The organism is Arthrobacter sp. Leaf234, from assembly GCF_001422665.1.
Classification (GTDB): domain Bacteria; phylum Actinomycetota; class Actinomycetes; order Actinomycetales; family Micrococcaceae; genus Arthrobacter_D.
Genome location: NZ_LMLU01000006.1, coordinates 80354 through 98696, shown reverse-complemented (window position 1 = coordinate 98696; position 18343 = coordinate 80354). Strand labels below are relative to the sequence as shown.

Below are 18343 nucleotides of genomic sequence, written 5' to 3'. Positions count from 1 at the left end.
CCAGGTTTCCTCCCGCAGGAGTTCCTCTAACCCGTAGGGCAAAAGCTTACGTGCTGTGGAGGAGGTGTCAACAGCCCGCTGACCTGCGGAAACGTCCTTCGGCGCAGGTCAGGCGGGGGTGGTTCCCCGGCCGGGGAACGACGTCGGACGATCTGCGGATCAGGCCGTGGCGAAGCCGTCGACGGCGTACAGGCGGGTGCCGTCGTGCACCGTCTCGAGGCACAGCGGAGCGTTCTCGGTGTCCAGCGCCGGCAGGAGCGGGGTGCCTGCGCGCGGGTCCGTACTCCAGGACTGGACGCGGTTGTCGGGCGTCTGGACCATGAGTTCGTCGACCTTCCAGACGGCGAAGGATGCGGGGGTACCCGGAGCCAGCTGACCCATCATCGGGCTGCGGCCCGAGAGCCGCCAGCTCGCCCTCGAGTGGGCGATGAACGCCGCCCTCGCCGAGATGGTCTCCGCGGCGGAGGTGTGTTCCAGGCAGGCCCGCACCGAGGCCCACGGATCCAGCGGGGTCACGGGGCTGTCCGAGCCGAGGGCCACGAGCACACCGGCCGACAGGAGGGACGCGAAACGGTTCATGGAGCTGCTGCGATGTCCGAGGCGCTGCTCGTAGAGGCCGCCGTCCACGCCCCACAGCGCGTCGAACACGGGTTGGCCGCTGACCGCCACGCCGTAGTGGACCAGCGCGGCGATCGCGGCGTCGTCGGCCATCTCGACGTGCTCGAGGCGATGCCTCGCGCGGCGGACCTCCTCAACGCCCAGCTCCTGGGCGGTGCGCTCCAGGGCACGCAGCACGAGATCCAGGCCCGCGTCCCCGATGACGTGGAAGCCGGCCTGCACCTGCTCGGCAGTGGTCGCGACCAAGTGGGCGGCGGCGTCGTCCTCCGTGAGGTAGAGCGTCCCGCTGGACCCGGCGTCGTCGCTGTACGGCTCACGCAGCGCGGCCGTCCGGGACCCGATCGACCCGTCGGCGTTGAGGTCTCCCGCGAGGCCTGCGAGCCTGCCCCCGAATCCCCGCATGAGCTCCCGGACCTCCTCGCGCGACGAGGTCAGCTGCGCCCAGTAGGGGATGACCTCGGGGAGCGACAGGTCGTGGCCCGGTCCGTCGATCGATAGCAGCGTCTCGAGGTCCTCCCTCGGCGCGATGTGCGGTGCTGCCATCTCGGTGACCGCGACATAGCCGCGGGAGGCGGCGTGGAGCAGCGCGGCCTGCTGGTAGCTGCGGCGCTGGTCCACCGTCAGGCGTCGGGTGGCACGCCGGGCGGTCTCGTGGGCGGCGCGCACCACGAAGCCGTCGTCCCATCCGTCCACCGCGGCAAGTCCGAGACCCGCTGCCAGGGTCCCCGAGACCACGGCGGAGTGGATGTCCGCGCGGACGAGATACACCAGCGCTCCTCCTCCGGCGCGGTCGAGCTCCGACGCCGTCGGGACGCGCCGCTCCGGCCAGGAGGACTCGTCCCACCCGTAGCCGAGGATGGTCGTCGCGCCCGTGGCCGCCGCTGATTCGACGGCGGCGAGGAGCTCGGCCAGCGATCGGCACGCTGTCAGGTCGATCGAGCCGAGGGCGATACCCGTCTCGGTGGTGTGCGTGTGCGCATCCACGAAGCCGGGCGTGACCAGGGCGCCGTCGAGGTCCACGGTCCGGACATCCGGACCCTCGAGGTTCGTGGCTGCGTGTTCGGTTCCCACCCACGCGACGGTCCCGCCGTCGACGAGCATCGCCGTCGCGAACGGATCAGCGGGGCTGTAGACGGAGCCGTTGCGGTAGAGGACGGGGCGGGGGCGCTGGGACGTGGGCATCGCTGTGCTGGGCTGCTTTCCGTGGAGGGGTCGGGTCAGGACGCGGGCTGCAGCCGGTCCTACTCACTGATGTTCGAGTATGCCACCACGCCCCGGCGCACCAGCCTGATGGCCCGCACGCAGGTCTGCTGGAGTCCGCCCGGCAGGTCGGGGACCTTGGCCAGCTGGTCGAGCAGGTCGATCACCTGCTTCGACCACCGCACGAAGTCCCCCGCGGCGAGTTCCGTGCCGCTGAGGGCCGCCTGCAGGGAACGCCCCTGCGCCCACTTGAACATGGGCCAGACCAGGGAGAGTTCGGGCTCGCTGGTCACGGGCAGCCGGTGCTGCTCCTCGACGTCGTTCAGCTGGGACCACTGGCGGATGATCGTCTCGACCGAGCCCTCCAGCGCGACGCTCGGCATCACCGGCCGCACACCGCGTTCCTCCCGCTTCGCCTGGTACACCAGCACCGTGGTCACGGCGGCGAGCTCGGCCGCGTCGAGGTCGCCGAAGGCGCCTGCCTCGATGCACAGCGCGATCAGGAGGTCCTTCTCCCCATAGATGCGGCGGAGCTTCTGACCGGCCGCGCTGACCCGCACGGCGTCATCGGTGTACTCGAGGTAGCCGTAGTGCCCGAGGACCTCGGACACGCGGTCGAAGGTCTTCGCGATGGTGTTCGTGCGGCCGCGGATCTGGCCGGCGAGCTTGTCGGTCTCCCGGCGCAGCTTCCACCACCGCTCGGCCCAGCGGGCGTGCTGCTCCCGCTCGCTGCAACCGTGGCAGGGGTGCGCGCGCAGGCGGCGGCGCAGGTCGGTGATGGCCCGCTCCTCCGCCGCCGCCGATGCCGAGTAGCCTGCGGCCACGCGGTCCGCGCCGCGCCGCGCCGGTCGCCGGTCCTGCAGCGCGTTGCGGAGCGAGGACGTGAGGTCCCGCCGGTCCTTCGGGCTGCGGGCGCTGAAGTGCTTGGGGATCCGGATGCGGGACAGGACCTCCACGGGGCCGTCCAGGTCCTGCACGCCCACCCGGCGGATCTGCGTCTCGAGCGTCAGGACTGTCGGTCGCGGTTCCCGGGCCGTGTCGCTGTCGAGGACGACGGCGAAGCCCTGGCTCCGCCCGCCCGGCACGTCGATGACGTCCCCCGGCCGCAGTGACTCCAGCGAGGACTCCGCGGCGGACCGGAGCGTGCGCGAGCGGTCGCGGGACGCATTCGATTCGAGGTCGGACAGTTCGCGCCGGAGGTTCGCGTACTCGCGGAAGTCACCGAGATGGCAGGTCATCGACTTCTCGTAGCCCTTGAGGGACTCCTCGCGGCTGCGGACCTGCTTGGCGAGGCCGACGACGGACCGGTCCGCCTGGAACTGCGCGAAGGAGGTCTCGAGGATCTCCCGGGACCGCTCCTGCCCGAACTGGGCCATGAGGTTGATGCTCATGTTGTAGGTGGGCCGGAAGCTCGAGTTCAGCGGGTAGGTCCGCCGGGAGGCGAGTCCGGCCACCGCGCCCGGGTCCGTCCCGGGCTGCCACAGCACCACGGCGTGGCCCTCGACGTCGATCCCTCGGCGGCCGGCACGGCCCGTCAGCTGGGTGTACTCCCCCGCCGTCACGTTGACGTGCGCCTCGCCGTTGAACTTGTCCAGCTTCTCGAGGACCACCGTGCGTGCCGGCATGTTCACGCCGAGCGCGAGCGTCTCGGTCGCGAAGACGGCCTTGACCAGCCCCGCCGCGAAGAGGCGCTCGACGACCTCCTTGAAGGTGGGGAGCATCCCGGCGTGGTGGGCGGTGAAGCCCCTGATCAGGCCCTCCCGCCAGGTCCAGAATCCGAGGATCTCGAGGTCGTCCCGCGGGATGTCCGTCGTCGCGGCGTCGATCGTCTCGCTGATCTCGTCCCGTTCGTCCTCCGTGGTGAGCCACAGACCGGCGTGGAGGCACTGCGTCACCGCCGCCTCGCAGCCCGCCCGGGAGAAGATGAAGGTGATGGCCGGCAGCAGGTCCGAACGGTCCAGTGCGCTGATCACCTGGGGTCGCGTGGCACGCCGCACGATGGTCTGCTGGGGTGGACCGCCGCGGCCTGCACGGGACTTCCCACGCCGCCCGCCGGCCCCCCAGTTGGCGCGCTGGTTCAGGCGGATCTCGTTGCTCGCGAGATCGAGCAGCTCCGGGTTGACGTCGTACTGGTCCCGAGCGCCGGCCTCGGCACCAGCGGGAGCGGCCTCGTCGAAGGCGACGTCGCCGGCGAACAGGTCGATCAGGTTCTGGCCGACCATGACGTGCTGCCAGAGCGGCACCGGCCGGTGTTCGGACACGACGACGTCGGTGTCGCCGCGCACGGTGTCGAGCCAGGCCCCGAACTCCTCGGCGTTGGACACCGTGGCGCTGAGCGAGACGAGCTTGACCTCGGTGGGGAGATGGATGATGACCTCCTCCCACACGGCTCCGCGGAAACGGTCCGCGAGGTAGTGGACCTCGTCCATCACCACGTAGCCGAGGTTGTCGAGGGCATCGGAGTTGGCGTAGAGCATGTTCCGCAGCACTTCAGTGGTCATGACGATGACGTCGGCGTCGGCATTGATGCTCGTGTCGCCGGTCAGGAGCCCCACACGCTCGCTGCCGTGGACCGCCGCCAGCTCCGAGTACTTCTGGTTGCTCAGCGCCTTGATAGGGGTGGTGTAGAAAGCCTTCAGCCCATGCTGCAGGGCCATGAAGACGGCGAACTCGCCCACCACGGTCTTACCAGCACCGGTGGGCGCGGCCACAAGGACGCCCCTGCCCGCCTCGAGGGCCGTACACGCCTCCCGCTGGAACGGATCGAGCTCGAACTCGAGGGTCTGCTCGAAGTGGGACAGTTGCGTCCGCGCGTGCTGCGTACGGGCCTTCGCAGCTGCGTATCTCTCAGCGGGAGTGCTCATCTTTCCACCCTAGACGCATCCGCGGGGCCGGGTGCGTCCTGTACGCGCAGAGCGTTCGGGTACCGGTCCTGCCCACGGTGATAGGAGGCAGCGGAACCGTCTGCACGCCCACTGGCCGACTCTCCCGTCGATGCACTCCCGGAGCAGATCGGGGTGCCGCAGTGGCGGGCCTGGTTCTCGACCGTCCCCGGGGCATCAGGGCCGGGGTCGACGCGGGCAGTCCGGCCATGCGGAGTTCATCCCAGGTGCCCCCGGCCAGCACCCAGCCGTCGTCATCGGTGTCGGTCGTTCGGGATCCGCGCGGGGACGGCTCGTGGCGCACCGCCGTCTTCCCGGCGCCGGTCGGCCGGGGTGTGGTCTAGAGGTCGTTCAGGGGTGTCGCCCGGTCCGCGTGTGCTTCCACGTCCGCTTCCCGGGCCGCGTTCCGGCGGGCCCGACGCTTGTCATTGAGCAGGCACAGACCGATCGCGACGAAGAACAGCACCAACATCGGCACCGCGAGATAGAACATGCTCAGCGCATCCCCACCCGGCGCGGCCATCGCCGCGAACAGACACACCAGGAACACCGTGATCCGCCACGCCTTCAGGATCTGCTTCCCCGAGACCAGACCCACCATGTTCAGCCCGAACAGCACCACCGGCAGCAGGAACGCGATACCGAAGGCCAACATCAACCGCAGCACGAACGCGAAATACACCGTCACGCTGATCAGATTCGAGAACTGGTCCGGCGTGAAATCCGTCAGGACCCGCACCGCGTTCGGCAGGATCAGCCACGCCAGATAGATCCCGGTCAGGAACAACGGGACCGCGACCACGATGAACCCCAGCGCCGTCCGGCGCTCCCCCGTCTTCAGCCCCGGCGTGATGAACGCCCACAACTGATACAGCCAGACCGGACTGGAAAGCACCACACCCAAAAAGATCGACACCTGGATCAGCAGATCGAACGGGGACGCCGCAGTGTCGAAGTTCAGCGACGCCGTCCGGCCGTCCTGCTCGTTGATCGCCACGATCGGCGCACCCAACGCCTCCAGCACCGGCTCATACAGGAAGAACCCCGCCACCGTCCCGGCCAGCACCGCCAACGCGGACTTGAACAGCCGGTTACGCGCCTCGCGGAGGTGCTCCTTCAAGGCCATCCGGCCCTCAGGATTCGCCTTCCTGCCGCGCGCAGGAACCTTCTCGGTCGTCACAGGATCAAGGACCAGCTACTGGTTCGTGTGCGAGGAACCACCCTGCCGGGACTCCCCCGCCGGAGACTGGCCCCCCACAGGACCCTCACCATGCTGGACCGGCTGCCCGGGCTGCTGGAACTGGCCCGGCTGCCCACCAGGCTGCGAGTGCTGAACGGGAGCCTGGTACGTCGGGGTGTACGTCTGGGACGCCGGGTCGACCATACGACCCTCGACCGGATCCGTACCGGCCCCACCGGTGTTGTTCTCGTCCTTCATCTGCTTCACCTCGGACTTGAAGATCCGCAATGACTGACCGACGCTGCGCGCCAGACCCGGAAGCTTCGGCGCACCGAACAGAACGATCGCAAGAACGATGATGATGACGATATGCCAGCCTTCGAGCCTCATGCCCAATTCCTCTCGTTGATCCCCACCACAGTTTAGGTCACAGGTGGGGCATGTCCCGCAGGAGCTGCGGCTGTCCACGGCGGTCGCGCTTCAGGACACGCCTGCTGCGTCGGTCGTCGAGCCGGCGGGTCCTGGCCAGGTCACGGGCAGCTCGGACGTCCTCAGGCGCCGAGAACACGGCGGGGACGGCGATACCCGGGACACCGGCCGCGCGGGGCGGAGCCGCTGCGTCGGCGGGGGCGTTCACCTCGAAGCGATCCATGGCTTCCCCGAATTCACCGAGAGTTCGCATTCCGCGACGGAAGACGCCGAAACCGACCGCCACGAGGAAGATCACGCTGACGGCGACCAGCGCGACCCAGAGCACGATCCACATCCACCAGAGCATGGGGTCCAGTCTAGGCCAGGGCCTGGTGGGCACGGGCGGCGGCGAGCCACTGCAGGGTCTCCTGCCGCAGTTCCTCGGGCGCGACGACGGCGGCCGAGCCGCCGAGACCCGCGACGAGTCCGGGGATCCACGTGCTCGAGGCGACGCGCAGCCTCGCCGCCAGGCGGTCGTCGCCGAGCTCCTGCACGGCCTCGGCGTTGTACTGGGCGGCGATCCACCGCGCCCTGGGCTCGAGCACCAGGGTCACCGTGCGGTCCTTCGCACCCGAGCGGTAGGGCGAGACGGCCTTCCTCCCGCGGGCGAGGGACTCCTCGTCGATGCTCGCCGTCGCCGGCTGGTCCGTGAGCGCGGCCCGCTGGATCCGGTCCAGGCGGAAGTTCCTGAGCCCGTCGGAGTCGACGCTCCACGCCTCCAGGTACCACGTGTCCTGGTGCAGGAAGATGCGGATCGGCTCGAGCAGGCGGTGCGTGATCTCGTCCCGCGTGGGGACGAAGTAGTCCACCTCCACGCGCACGCCCGAGTGGAGCGCGGCCTGCAGCACCTCCAGGGTGGGATCGATGTCGTCCTCGGTCAGTTTCGTGGCCACCGCGGTGCCGATGCGCGCCGCGTCGCCGGCGGCTGCCGTGAGCTTCGTCTGGGCGCTCACGATCGCCTCGTTGTTCCGCATGCCGGGCAGCTCCCGCAGCGCCTGCAGGCCCACGATCAGCGAGCAGGCCTCGTCCATGCTGAGCTTCACGGGTTCGGCGAGGTCGCGGGCATTCGTCAGGTAGATCCGGCCGTCCTCGATGTTCACGTCCATCAGCCCGTCCGGGTAGTGGCGCGGACCGCTGACGAACAGGAGGTCGAGGTCCTTGGTGAGCTGGCTCTCGCTCACGTCGAACCTCCTGGCGGTCTCGCCCACCTCGGAGCCCGGGTGCGCGAGGAGGTAGGGCACCAGGTCGAGCAGCCGGAGGAGGTGGTCCTGCGACGAGGACTTGCGCCGCGGAGCCGGACGCACACCGTCGGTGATCTCGAGGCCCTGCGGGGCGGCCAGGGCGGCGTCGTACGCCTTCTCGAGCAGCCGCCCCACCTCGACCGCCAGTTCCTGCGGTTCCTCGACGCGCGCATTGGTGCCCAGCCCGGTGATCGTCGCCGCCATGGGGCTGGACGCGGCGTAGGGGACGCGCAGGATGTCCCACTCCTCCCCCGTCTGCAGGACCTCTGCATCCTTGCGGACGCGCAGCACCTGGCACGAACCGGGGCGGACGGCGACGACGGCGGTCCGGTCCGGTTCGCTGCGGGACAGCGAGGAGAGTGTCTGGTTCATGTCGAAGGAGTCCGGGACGTCGAACGTCCCGCTCAGCACCACGGGCTCACCGGTCATGCGGGAGAGCCGGAAGAAGCGCTCGGCCTTGCGCGTCGTGTCGTACCCCACCACGTACCAGTGGCCGAACCGGGCCCCCATGCCCCACGGGTGCACGGTGCGGACCTCCTCGCGCCCGGTACTGGCGGCGCGGTAGGGGAAGCGGAGCGGCGTCCGCGTGGTCAGGGCCTGCCACACGATGTCCCAGTAGGGGGCGTCGGTGGTGATGCGGGGCTGGATGAGGGGCGTGAGTTCGGTGCCGCCGTCCGTGCTCCGCGAACTGAGCTTGCGCAGGGCGCGCGACGCCGCCGAGTCCAGGGACCCCTGGTCCCAGACGCCCGCGGCCAGGTTGAGGACGGCGTACTCCTCCGGCAGGAAGGTCACCCCGCCGAGTCGGTAGTCCTCCGCACTGATCCGGTACCGCTGCACGGTGTTGTCGTTGTCGAAGAGGGTGTCCTCGCTGAAGGACTCGAGCGGGATCCCCTGTTCCCTCAGCGCGGCCTTGTCACGGTCGAAGAGCTTCTCCCGGGCGGCGACGGACGTCGCCTCCCGGTAGAGGTCGATCTCGTCGAACAACTCCTCCTTGGTGAATCCCCGGCGGCTCGAGAGGAGCATGATCACGAGGGTGAGGAGGCGCTCGGTACGTTTTGCGGACACGGTGAAACCCTACCTTCACTACAAGCACGGAAGGGACGCACGCCGACGATCGTCGACCTGCGTCCCTTCCGGACGAAACCGTGGTGCTTTCCTCCGGCCCGACGGGCGGGGCGGAGGTGGTGCTAGCGGACCGCCAGGAGGTCGACGACGAAGATCAGTGCCTCGTTGGGTCCGATCGCCGAACCGGCGCCGCTGGGTCCGTAGGCCAGGTGGGAGGGGATCTCCAGCCGACGTCGTCCGCCGACCTTCATGCCGAGCAGTCCCTGGTCCCAGCCCTGGATGACCTGGCCCACGCCGACCTTGAAGTCGAGTGGCGCCCCGCGGTTCCAGGAGGCGTCGAACTCCTCACCGGTCGAGAAGGCGACGCCGACGTAGTGGGTGGACACGGTGTTGCCGGGCTTCGCCTCGTCACCCTTGCCCTCGATGAGGTCCTCGATGACGAGGTCCGCGGGGACGTCATGGGAGGGGAAGTCGATCTCCGGCTTCTGCCGGTCGAAGTCGCGCTGTCCGAAGGACATGGTTTCCTTTCCTGGAGCTTCGGGGTGTGGGGTGACCGGCCGGACTACTCCGCCGCGGCCTTGCTGACGATCTCGACGTAGAACACGAGGGTCCCGGAGGGCTGTCCCTGCTGGGCGTTCGGGTAGGCCCAGGGCTCGGGGATGACAAGCATGACCTTCGAGCCGACCTTCTGTCCGGCCAGGCCCTTGGTCCAGCCGGTGATGACGCCGTTGAGCGGGAACTCCGCGGCCTCACCGCGGTCGAAGCTCGAGTCGAACTTCTCGCCGTCGCTGTAGGTCCAGCCCGAGTAGTTCGCGGTGATGGTGTCGGCGTCCGTCAGGGCCTCGCCGTCGCCCTCCTCGAGCACCTTGACCACGAGGTCGTCGGAGGGCTCGTTCTCGGGGATGGTGACCGCCGGCACGCCGGCGTCGTCGAACTCGAACGTGGGCAGCTGACCCTCGTCGTCGAGCTTCTGGACGTCCTCGGGCGAGAGGACCTCGGGCTCGGGCGGAGGCTGCTCGGCGGAGAGGACCTTGAGGACGATCAGCTGCTCGGGCAGGGCGGTCTGGCCCTCCGCGGGCTCGGGCGAGGGGCGGGTGTAGGCGATCTGGGCGCCGACCTTCGTACCGACCAGGACGTCGTACAGTTCTGCGTCCTGCTCCTTGAGCGTGTCGTCGACCGGCAGGACCTGGGGCTCGCCCTGGGCGTACGTGTCGCCGAGGACCTCACCGTCCGTGGCATTCAGCGCGACGAGCTGGTACCGGATCCGCTGCCCGGACTCGATCGCGTCGCCCTCGCCCTCCATGACGGTCTTCGCCGCCACGCCGGTGATCTCGAGGGGGGACTCGAACTCGACGGTCGGGGGCTCCTCGTCGGAACCGCCGCTCACCTCGACGGTGTCGAAGACCTCGGCGGCGCCGGCCGAGTTCCCCGACTCCTCGCCGGTCAGGTTGTCCGTCGTCGGTCCGCCGCAGCCCGTCAGCAGCAACAGCAGCAGCGGAAGGAGGAATGCTAGTACTTTTCGCACAGAACTACTTTCGGGTTGGTGACCGGTTCAGGCTGCCCGCAGAAGAAAGGGCCCTGACAAGCCTAACGGCTGCCGGCCGGCGGTTTCTCCTGTGAAAGTGCTGGCAGACGCCGGATCGCAGGCGCGGGCGACTCACAGTTGCTGCAGCAGGGCCTCCACGCGCTCGTCCACCGAGGTGAAGGGATCCTTGCAGAGGATGGTCTGCTGAGCGCGGTCGTTGAGCTTGAGGTGCACCCAGTCGACGGTGTAGTCGCGGTTCGCCTCCTTCGCCCGCCGGACGAACTCGCCGCGCAGACGTGCGCGCGTGGTCTGCGGCGGAAGGTCGACGGCTTCCTTCACGGCGGTGTCATCGACGACGCGTGCCACCTCCCCCCGCGCCTGCAGCAGGAAGAACAGGCCCCTCGACCGCGAGATGTCGTGGTAGGTGAGGTCCAGTTGCGCCGCGCGGGCGGACTCGAGGTCTCCCCCGGACCGTGCGAGGTATCGGTCGATGAGCTTCTTCTTGATCGCCCAGTCGATCTCCGTGTCGATCCGCGCGGTGTCTCCCGTCTCGACGGCGTCGAGTACCCGTTCCCACAGGTCCAGGATCGTCGGGACGTGCGCGTTGTGCGCGCCGTGGTCCGCCACGAACGCGGTGGCTCGCGCGAGGTACTCCCGCTGCATCTCCAGCGCCGTCATCTGCCGTCCGTTGGCGAGCTTCAGGAGCTGGCGTCCCGTGAGATCGTGGGAGATCTCGCGGATGCTGCGGATCGGATTCTCCAGGCGGAAGTCGCGCATCATCTCGCCTGCCTCGACCATCCGCAGCAGCAGGTCGACGGACCCGACCTTCAGCAGCGTGGTGGTCTCGGACATGTTCGAGTCGCCGGCGATCACGTGCAGGCGGCGGTAGTGCTCGGCGTCCGCGTGCGGCTCGTCCCTCGTGTTGATGATCGGCCTGGAGCGCGTCGTGGCGGAGGAGATGCCCTCCCACAGGTGATCGGCCCGCTGGGAGAAGGCGTAGAGGGATCCGGTCTGCGTCTTCAGGACCTTCCCGGCTCCGACGAGCAGCTGCCGGGTGACGAGGAAGGGGATCAGGATGTCGGCGAGGCGCGAGAACTCCAGCTTGCGCGGGATCAGGTAGTTCTCGTGGCTGCCGTAGGAGTTGCCGGCGGAGTCCGTGTTGTTCTTGAACAGGTAGATCTTGCCGTCGTAGCCCTCCTGCGCGAGTTTGCGCTGCGCCTCGGCGACGAGGTCCTCGAGGATCAGTTCACCTGCGCGGTCGTGCGCGATGAGCTGCGCGAGATCGTCGCACTCCGCCGTGGCGTACTCGGGGTGGGAGCCGACGTCGAGGTACAGGCGCGAGCCGTTGGTGAGGAAGACGTTCGAGGACCTCCCCCAGCTCACGACCTTCCTGAACAGGTACCGCGCCACCTCCTCCGGCGAGAGGGGCCGGGAGTTGGGCCCCGAGTAGGAGATGCCGAACTCCGTCTCCACACCGTAGATCCGGCGGTCCATCAGCTGTCCTGCCCGGTCTGCAGCAGGAGGTCGAGCTCGGGCGCGCCGATGCGGCGGAACGCCCGCCTGCTCCCCCGCAGCGTGTCCGGGTCGCGTTCGAGGAACGCGACCTCGAGGACGGAGGGATCGAGCACGGGTGCCCCCGCGTCCCCCGCCCGGGCGGTGACGACGCCGTCGTGCCGGAGGGAACGGGCTGCCGCCCGGACGGCCTCGGGAAGGCTGAGGTCGGCGGACCAGGAACCGCGCAGGGCGTCGACGACGGCGTCCGCCGCGCCGCCCATGACCACGAAGCCCGTCTCGTCGGCGATCGAGCCGTCGAAGGTGAGGCGGTAAAGGTGGTCTGCGTCCTGCGAGCGGCCCACCTCGGCGACGACGAGCTCCACCTCGAAGGGCTTGCTCTCCGCCGTGAACACGGCGCCGAGGCTCTGGGCGTAGACGCTCGCCAACCCGCGGGCCGTCACGTCCTCGCGGGCGTAGGAGTAGCCCCGGACATCGGCGTACCGTACGCCGGCCTGTCGGAGGCTCTCGAACTCGTTGTACTTGCCGACGGCGGCGAAGGCGATGCGGTCGTAAATCTCGCCCAGCTTGTGCAGCGAGGGCGAGGCGTTCTCGGCGACGAGGGCTATGCCGTCGCGGCAGCTCATCACCACGACCGAACGCCCCCGCCCGATCCCCTTCCGCGCGAAGTCGGCGCGGTCCTTCATCAGCTGTTCGGGTGAGACGTAGAACTGCTGCGTCATGGCTATGCCTCCCTGCCGGCCGAGGAGCGGGCCTCGATGATGGCGTGTGCCACCGCTTCCAGCTCGCGCTCGGGGATCCGGCGCGCACCGGCACCGTCGACCACGTACACCACGGGCCACAGCCCGCGGACGGTATCGGGGCCACCGGTGGCTGAATCGTCGTCTGCGGCGTCGTAGAGCGCCTCAACGGCGACACGCACGGCCGAGGCCTCGTCGAGGCGCGGGCTCCACAGCTTCTTGAGGGCGCCGCGGGCGAACACCGATCCGGAGCCGACCGAGTGGTGCTCGTGCTCCTCGTACCGCCCGCCGGTGACGTCGAAGGAGAACAGGCGCCCCACGTGGCGGTCCGGGTCGAAGCCGGCGAAGAGCGGAACGACGGCGAGGCCCTGCATCGCCATCGGGAGGTTCTGCCGCACCATGGCCGCGAGCCGGTTCGCCTTGCCGTCGAGGCTCATCATGGTGGCCTCGATCTTCTCGTAGTGCTCGAGCTCCACCTGGAACAGGCGGGTCAGGTCAAGACCGATCCCGGCGCTTCCCGCGATGCCGAGGACCGAGTAGTTGTCAGCCGGGAACACCTTCTCGATGTGCCTGCTGGCGATCACGTTGCCCATGGTGGCCCGGCGGTCACCGGCCATCAGCACGCCGCCCGGGAAGGTCAGGGAGACGATCGTCGTCGCGTGCGGCGCCAGGTGGGAGGCGTCGGTCGAGGCGGTCACGGGACCCAGGGACCGGTTGGCGGGCAGCAGTCCCGGGTGGTGTTCACCGAGATAGGCGGAAAAGGAGGCCGAGGCGGCCCGTGGAACGGCTGCGGCTGCATCGTCCGGGAGCATCCGCTACTGGCCGCCCTTCTGCACGAAGCCCCGGACGAACTCCTCCGCGTTGGACTCGAGGACACCGTCGATCTCGTCGAGGAGATCGTCCACGCCCTGCGTCTGCGAGGACTCCTGGGCAGCGGGGGCGGCGGGGGCCGCCGGGGCGGGCTCGGGGAGTTCCTCCTCGGATCCCGAGGTCGAGCCGCCGGTGGAGATGCGGTCCTGTGAAGCCATGGTGGCCACCCTTTCGTGGTCGTGATGCGTGCGGTGGTCAGGTTCCTATGGTGCCACGCGGCGCTCGGGGCCGCTCAGTAATCGGGACAGGAAATCCTCTGCGTCGACCGCCGCGTCGAAGAGCGCACCGGTGAGCTCGGCCGTGCCCCGGAGCGGCTCCCTGGTCTGTACGCGCTGCAGCCGCCGCTCGCCCGGGAGTTCGAAGATCAGCGAGTCCCAGCTCGCTCCGACGACCTCCGCCGGGTACTCGGCGATGCAGCGTCCCCGGAAGTACGCGCGGGTGTCCCGCGGGGGTTCGACGACGGCACGGGCCACGTCCGCCGGCCCGACGAGCAGCTCGACGTCGCCGCGTCGAGCGAGGCGTCGGTAGATGCCCTTGTCCGGTCGGAGATCCGCGTACTGCAGGTCGACGAGCGCGAGGCGTGGGTCCGTCCAGTCGAGCCCGTCCCGCGCACGGTACGCCTCCAGCACCGAGAGCTTCGCGATCCAGTCCACCTGGCGGGCAGCGTCCATCGGATCCCGGCGCAGGGTGGCGAGCAGTGATTGCCAGCGCTCGACGACGTCACGCGTCTGGTCGTCGGCGTCCGGCGGGAGGGCGGCGGTGACGGCCCCGCAGTAGAGCTCCTGAAGGTCGAGGCCGCTCATCGCGCGGCCGTCGGTGAGCTGCACGGTGCGGCTGAGGGATGCGTCGTGGCTGATCGACTGGAGCGCCGCGACGGGATCCGCCAGGACGGGCACGGGCGCGCGGCCCTGCTCGATGAGCGCGAGGACCAGCGCCGTCGTCCCGGTCTTCAGGTAGTTGGAGACCTCGTGGAGGTTGGCGTCCCCGATGATCACGTGCAGGCGCCGGTACTTCTCCGCGACCGCGTGGGGCTCGTCCCGTGTGTTGATGATGGGCCGCCGGACCGTGGTCTCCAGGCCGACCTCGTTCTCGAAGAAGTCCGCGCGCTGGCTGATCTGGAAGCCTGCGTCCTGGTTCAGCGCACCGAGCCCCACCCGGCCCGCTCCGCAGATGACCTGCCGCGAGACGAAGAAGGGGATGAGTGCCTCGGCGAGCTTCGAGAAGGGCACGCTCCGCGGGACGAGGTAGTTCTCGTGCGAGCCGTAGGAGACGCTCTTGCTGTCGGTGTTGTTCTTGTAGAGGATCACCGGGGAGAAGCCTGGCGTGGCGGCGATCCTCTCCATCGCCGCGACGGCCACGCTGTCGCCGGCGCGGTCCCACAGGACGGCGTCGAGCGGATTGGTCACCTCGGGCGAGGAGTACTCGGGGTGGGCGTGGTCCACGTAGAGGCGGGCCCCGTTGTTCAGCACGAGGTTCATGAGCACCGCCGCCTCGGTCGGCTCACCGCGCTCGAGGGCGATCTGCTCGGCCGTCAGCTCGTCCAGCTCCGGCGGCTCGTCGGTGAGCTGGCTCGGATGCGCACGCGCCCGGTCCATCCGGAAACCGCGCGCGTCCGTCAGCGGGGTCTCGTCGGTGTAGTCCCAGCGCGTACCGGCCAGGTTGCCGAGACCCTCGCGCAGGGTCGCGGCATAGGCGTTGACCACCTGGGAGGACAGCAGCGTGGGGTTGGCCGACGGCAGGGCAGGCGCGATGATGCCGTACTCCGTCTCCGTCCCCATTACGCGGTGGACGGAGATCCCCTCACCGACGGCAGGCAGCCCCTGTGGGCGGCCCGTGAGCCGTCCACCCGTGTCCATCACAGATACTGGCCGGTGTTCGCCGTCGTCTCGATGGACTTGCCGGGCTCCTGGCCCGCCTTGCCCTGCACGATGGTCCGGATGTACGTGATGCGCTCGCCCTTCTTGCCCGAGATGCGCGCCCAGTCGTCGGGGTTCGTCGTGTTCGGCATGTCCTCGTGCTCGCGGAACTCGTCCACCACGGCGCGCATGAGGTGCTCGATCCGCAGGCCCTTGCTGCCGTCCAGCAGCAGGTCCTTGATGGCGTACTTCTTGGCACGGTCGACGACGTTCTGGATGACGGCGCCGGAGTTGAAGTCCTTGAAGTACAGCATCTCGGTGTCCCCGTTGGCGTAGGTGACCTCGAGGTACTCGTTGGACTTGTCCGTGGAATACATCTGCTCCACCGTCCGCCGGATCATCTCCGCGATGGTGGTCCGCGGGTCGTCGCCGTTCTCGGCGAGGTCGTCCGCGTGCAGGGGCAGATCCGGGGTGATGTACTTCGCGAAGATCTCCGCGGCGCCCTCGGCGTCGGGCCGCTGGATCTTGATCTTGACGTCGAGGCGCCCGGGACGCAGGATCGCCGGGTCGATCATGTCCTCGCGGTTCGAGGCCCCGATGACGATCACGTTCTCGAGCTTCTCCACGCCGTCGATCTCGCTGAGCAGCTGCGGGACGATCGTCGTCTCGACGTCGGAGGACACACCGGTGCCGCGTGTGCGGAACAGCGAGTCCATCTCGTCGAAGAAGACGACGACGGGGCTGCCGTCGGAGGCCTTCTCGCGGGCGCGGGCGAAGATGAGGCGGATGTGGCGCTCGGTCTCGCCCACGTACTTGTCCAGCAGCTCGGGTCCCTTGATGTTCAGGAAGTAGCTGCGGATCTGCTCCAGCCCTGCCCTCTCGGCGGCCCGGGCAGCGAGGGAGTTCGCCACGGCCTTCGCGATGAGGGTCTTGCCACAGCCGGGAGGCCCGTAGAGCAGGATCCCCTTGGGTGGCTTCAGCCCGTGTTCGCGGTACAGGTCCGGGTGCAGGAACGGGAGTTCGACGGCGTCGCGGATCTGCTCGATCTGCGGGCCGAGGCCGCCGATGTCGCCGTAGGCGATGTCGGGCACCTCCTCGAGCACGAGGTTCTCGACCTCGCTCCGCGGGACCTTCTCCAGCCCGTACCCGGACTTCGTGTCGACGGCGAGGGCGTCGCCGACACGGATCCGCTCCGCCTGCAGGGGGCCGCTGAGCTTGATGACGCGCTCGTCGTCGGTCCGGCCGACCACGAGGGCGCGGTCCGTGCCCATGAGCTCCTTGACGGTGACGAGCTCGCCGGCACGCTCGAAGCCGAGGGCCGCGACGATCGTGAGGGACTCGTTGAGCAGCACCTCCTGGCCGGCGGCGAGCTGCCGCACGTTGATGAGCGGGCTCACGGTGACGCGGAGCTTCCGCCCGGACTGGAGGATGTCCGCGGTGTCCTGCACGGTGGCCTCGGTGGTGGTGCCGGGCTCGGCGGGGCGCCGCGGATTCACCTGCATGACCGTGGCGAAGCTGAAGGGCGCAGCGCCCTCCTTCTCCAGGGCGGCCTTCAGTCGGACGATCTCCGTGCGCGCCGCTTCGAGGGCGCTGACGAGCTTTCCGTTGTTCTGGGTGGCGGCCGCGAGCTGCCGGTCGATGTGGCGGAGCTTGTCGCGGAGGACGTTGAGCTGCCGCTGGGCGATCGAGGCATCCACGGCGGGCGGAGTCACGTCCCGCTGGTCAGCGGCGGGGTTGTCTTGGGAGTCCGGCATATCGGTTCGCCACCTTGGGTTCGGTCCGTCAGCTGTCTTTCGACCTTAGCGCAGACCCCGCCCCGCGGAGCCCACCGGTCATTCGTGCGACGACGCGGGGTTGACGCGGCCGTCCCGTGCCTGCTGCATCAGCTGCACGGCCATCACTCACGCTCCAACGCGCGACGACGGCGAGGCTCTCCCCCGCTGGACCCGCAGTTGACCCGGGCCGGCAGGCGGCGCCGGGCCGGCCGCTACTCGACCGTACCGCCGTCGGCGATGGCGTCGCGTCGCGCCTGCGCCTCCTCGGCGGGCAGGGAGCCGCGCTGGATAGTGGATGCAGCGTCGCGGGCCACCCGGCGGAGCCGCTTGTCGGAGACGTCCCGCTCGCCCACCGCCTGCGGGGTCCACGCGTTGAGGTCCTCCGCGCTGAACCCGGTCTTCGAGGGCCGGCGCTTCGGCGTGAAACCGACGGCGCCGTCGGCGAGCCGTCGCGTGGTCAGCAGGAAGCCCGTGTGGGCGACCATGCGGTGGTCGGGGCGCACCGCGAGTCCTTCGAGGTGCCAGCCGCGCACCATGGACTCCCAGCCGTCGGGCTCGGTGAAACGACCGTCGGCGCGGATGGCCTCCGCGGTGCGGGAGAGCTGGGTGACGGTCGCGACGTAGCTGATCCACACGCCGCCCGGTGCCAGCACGGTGGCCACGGCGTCGAGGCACTCCCACGGAGCGAGCATGTCGAGGACCACGCGGTCCACGGAGCCCGGTTCCTCGTGCTCCACCACCTGTTCCTGGAAGTCGCCGAGGGTGATCTGCCAGGCGGGGTGCGGGCCGCCGAAGATCGTCTCGACGTTGCCGCGGGCGATGTCGGCGAATTCCTCGCGGCGTTCGAAGGAGTGGAGGTAGCCGGAGTCGCCGACGGCGCGCAGCAGCGAGATGGACAGCGCGCCCGAGCCAACACCGGCCTCGACCACGCGGGAGCCCGGGTAGATGTCGGCCATCGTGACGATCTGCCCGGCATCCTTCGGGTAGACGACGGCGGCGCCCCTCGGCATGGACAGGACGAAGTCCGAGAGCAGCGGACGGAGCGCCTGGTAGAGCTGGCCGCTCGTGTTCTCGAGGATCGTCCCCTCCGCGGTGCCGAGGATGGCGTCGTGCTGCAGGAAGCCCTTGTGCGTGTGGAAGGCGCCGCCGGGCGTCAGGGTGACGGTGTTCATCCGGCCCTTCTCGTCCGTCAGCTGGACGCGCTCGCCGGGCCGGAAGGACCCTCGGCGAGCAGCGGCCCCGTGCGGCGTGGCCCGCGGTTCGACGTCGGAGGACGGCACGGTGGGGGTGGACGGGGTGTCGCTCATGATGGTCCTTCGGCAGGTGCCGGCGGGGCCGGCAGTGTCAGTGATGGGGGATGTTTCGGGGGCGCTGGTCGGGAGCACCGCGCCCAGCCTTCCGCGGCCGG

At 69.5% G+C, this 18343-nt stretch carries 15 protein-coding genes; all 15 read right to left on the bottom strand.

The genetic code is table 11. From position 1 onward, the window contains the following. Window positions 1–159: 159 nt before the first annotated feature. On the bottom strand, window positions 160–1800 hold the full coding sequence (locus tag ASF21_RS11320) for an amidohydrolase (protein WP_055771093.1): 1641 nt from the start codon (window positions 1798–1800) through the stop codon (window positions 160–162). A 59-nt stretch (window positions 1801–1859) separates the two neighbouring features. Next, the gene (locus tag ASF21_RS11315) at window positions 1860–4682 is read right to left on the bottom strand and encodes a DEAD/DEAH box helicase (RefSeq protein ID WP_055771089.1); all 2823 of its coding nucleotides are present in this window, start codon (window positions 4680–4682) and stop codon (window positions 1860–1862) included. 358 nt (window positions 4683–5040) lie between these two features. Then, a complete protein-coding gene (gene tatC, locus ASF21_RS11310; RefSeq protein ID WP_055771086.1) occupies window positions 5041–5826 on the bottom strand; it encodes a twin-arginine translocase subunit TatC in 786 nt (261 codons plus the stop codon). Window positions 5827–5895: 69 nt separating this feature from the next. Continuing rightward, on the bottom strand, window positions 5896–6270 hold the full coding sequence (gene tatA / locus ASF21_RS11305) for a Sec-independent protein translocase subunit TatA (protein WP_200914820.1): 375 nt from the start codon (window positions 6268–6270) through the stop codon (window positions 5896–5898). Window positions 6271–6307: 37 nt separating this feature from the next. Beyond that, window positions 6308–6658: a hypothetical protein gene (locus ASF21_RS11300; RefSeq protein ID WP_055771082.1), complete on the bottom strand. Its 351-nt coding sequence runs from the start codon at window positions 6656–6658 to the stop codon at window positions 6308–6310. Window positions 6659–6668: 10 nt separating this feature from the next. Then, window positions 6669–8657, bottom strand: a complete 1989-nt coding sequence (locus ASF21_RS11295; RefSeq protein ID WP_055771081.1) for a helix-turn-helix transcriptional regulator — start codon at window positions 8655–8657, stop codon at window positions 6669–6671. A 122-nt stretch (window positions 8658–8779) separates the two neighbouring features. Then, entirely contained in the window at window positions 8780–9175 is a 396-nt protein-coding gene (locus ASF21_RS11290; RefSeq protein WP_055771076.1) for an FKBP-type peptidyl-prolyl cis-trans isomerase, read from the bottom strand. A 44-nt stretch (window positions 9176–9219) separates the two neighbouring features. Beyond that, window positions 9220–10182, bottom strand: a complete 963-nt coding sequence (locus tag ASF21_RS11285; protein ID WP_157365882.1) for an FKBP-type peptidyl-prolyl cis-trans isomerase — start codon at window positions 10180–10182, stop codon at window positions 9220–9222. Window positions 10183–10314: 132 nt separating this feature from the next. Then, the gene (gene pafA / locus ASF21_RS11280; RefSeq protein WP_055771071.1) at window positions 10315–11676 is read right to left on the bottom strand and encodes a Pup--protein ligase; all 1362 of its coding nucleotides are present in this window, start codon (window positions 11674–11676) and stop codon (window positions 10315–10317) included. Continuing rightward, a complete protein-coding gene (gene prcA / locus ASF21_RS11275) occupies window positions 11676–12416 on the bottom strand; it encodes a proteasome subunit alpha (protein WP_055771068.1) in 741 nt (246 codons plus the stop codon). Before prcA ends, pafA begins: the two co-directional genes overlap by 1 nt. A gap of 2 nt (window positions 12417–12418) precedes the next feature. Further along, entirely contained in the window at window positions 12419–13246 is an 828-nt protein-coding gene (prcB, locus tag ASF21_RS11270) for a proteasome subunit beta (protein ID WP_055771066.1), read from the bottom strand. Between the two features lie 3 nt (window positions 13247–13249). Continuing rightward, window positions 13250–13462 (bottom strand): ubiquitin-like protein Pup, encoded by a 213-nt coding sequence (locus tag ASF21_RS11265; protein WP_055771553.1) that lies wholly within the window; start codon window positions 13460–13462, stop codon window positions 13250–13252. Window positions 13463–13507: 45 nt separating this feature from the next. After that, on the bottom strand, window positions 13508–15082 hold the full coding sequence (gene dop / locus ASF21_RS11260; RefSeq protein WP_082471501.1) for a depupylase/deamidase Dop: 1575 nt from the start codon (window positions 15080–15082) through the stop codon (window positions 13508–13510). A gap of 77 nt (window positions 15083–15159) precedes the next feature. Continuing rightward, a complete protein-coding gene (gene arc, locus ASF21_RS11255; RefSeq protein WP_055771060.1) occupies window positions 15160–16914 on the bottom strand; it encodes a proteasome ATPase in 1755 nt (584 codons plus the stop codon). A gap of 233 nt (window positions 16915–17147) precedes the next feature. Beyond that, a complete protein-coding gene (locus ASF21_RS11250; protein WP_055771057.1) occupies window positions 17148–18242 on the bottom strand; it encodes a tRNA (adenine-N1)-methyltransferase in 1095 nt (364 codons plus the stop codon). Window positions 18243–18343: the final 101 nt, after the last annotated feature.

Bases quoted from the DNA above. Each gene is read 5' to 3' on its own strand.
- prcA (WP_055771068.1), bottom strand. From the start codon at position 12,416: ATGACGCAGCAGTTCTACGTCTCACCCGAACAGCTGATGAAGGACCGC.
- tatC (WP_055771086.1), bottom strand. From the start codon at position 5,826: ATGGCCTTGAAGGAGCACCTCCGCGAGGCGCGTAACCGGCTGTTCAAG.
- arc (WP_055771060.1), bottom strand. From the start codon at position 16,914: ATGCCGGACTCCCAAGACAACCCCGCCGCTGACCAGCGGGACGTGACT.
- ASF21_RS11265 (WP_055771553.1), bottom strand. From the start codon at position 13,462: ATGGCTTCACAGGACCGCATCTCCACCGGCGGCTCGACCTCGGGATCC.
- ASF21_RS11250 (WP_055771057.1), bottom strand. From the start codon at position 18,242: ATGAGCGACACCCCGTCCACCCCCACCGTGCCGTCCTCCGACGTCGAA.
- ASF21_RS11300 (WP_055771082.1), bottom strand. From the start codon at position 6,658: ATGCTCTGGTGGATGTGGATCGTGCTCTGGGTCGCGCTGGTCGCCGTC.
- prcB (WP_055771066.1), bottom strand. From the start codon at position 13,246: ATGCTCCCGGACGATGCAGCCGCAGCCGTTCCACGGGCCGCCTCGGCC.
- ASF21_RS11320 (WP_055771093.1), bottom strand. From the start codon at position 1,800: ATGCCCACGTCCCAGCGCCCCCGCCCCGTCCTCTACCGCAACGGCTCC.
- tatA (WP_200914820.1), bottom strand. From the start codon at position 6,270: ATGAGGCTCGAAGGCTGGCATATCGTCATCATCATCGTTCTTGCGATC.
- ASF21_RS11315 (WP_055771089.1), bottom strand. From the start codon at position 4,682: ATGAGCACTCCCGCTGAGAGATACGCAGCTGCGAAGGCCCGTACGCAG.
- pafA (WP_055771071.1), bottom strand. From the start codon at position 11,676: ATGGACCGCCGGATCTACGGTGTGGAGACGGAGTTCGGCATCTCCTAC.
- dop (WP_082471501.1), bottom strand. From the start codon at position 15,082: ATGGGGACGGAGACGGAGTACGGCATCATCGCGCCTGCCCTGCCGTCG.
- ASF21_RS11290 (WP_055771076.1), bottom strand. From the start codon at position 9,175: ATGTCCTTCGGACAGCGCGACTTCGACCGGCAGAAGCCGGAGATCGAC.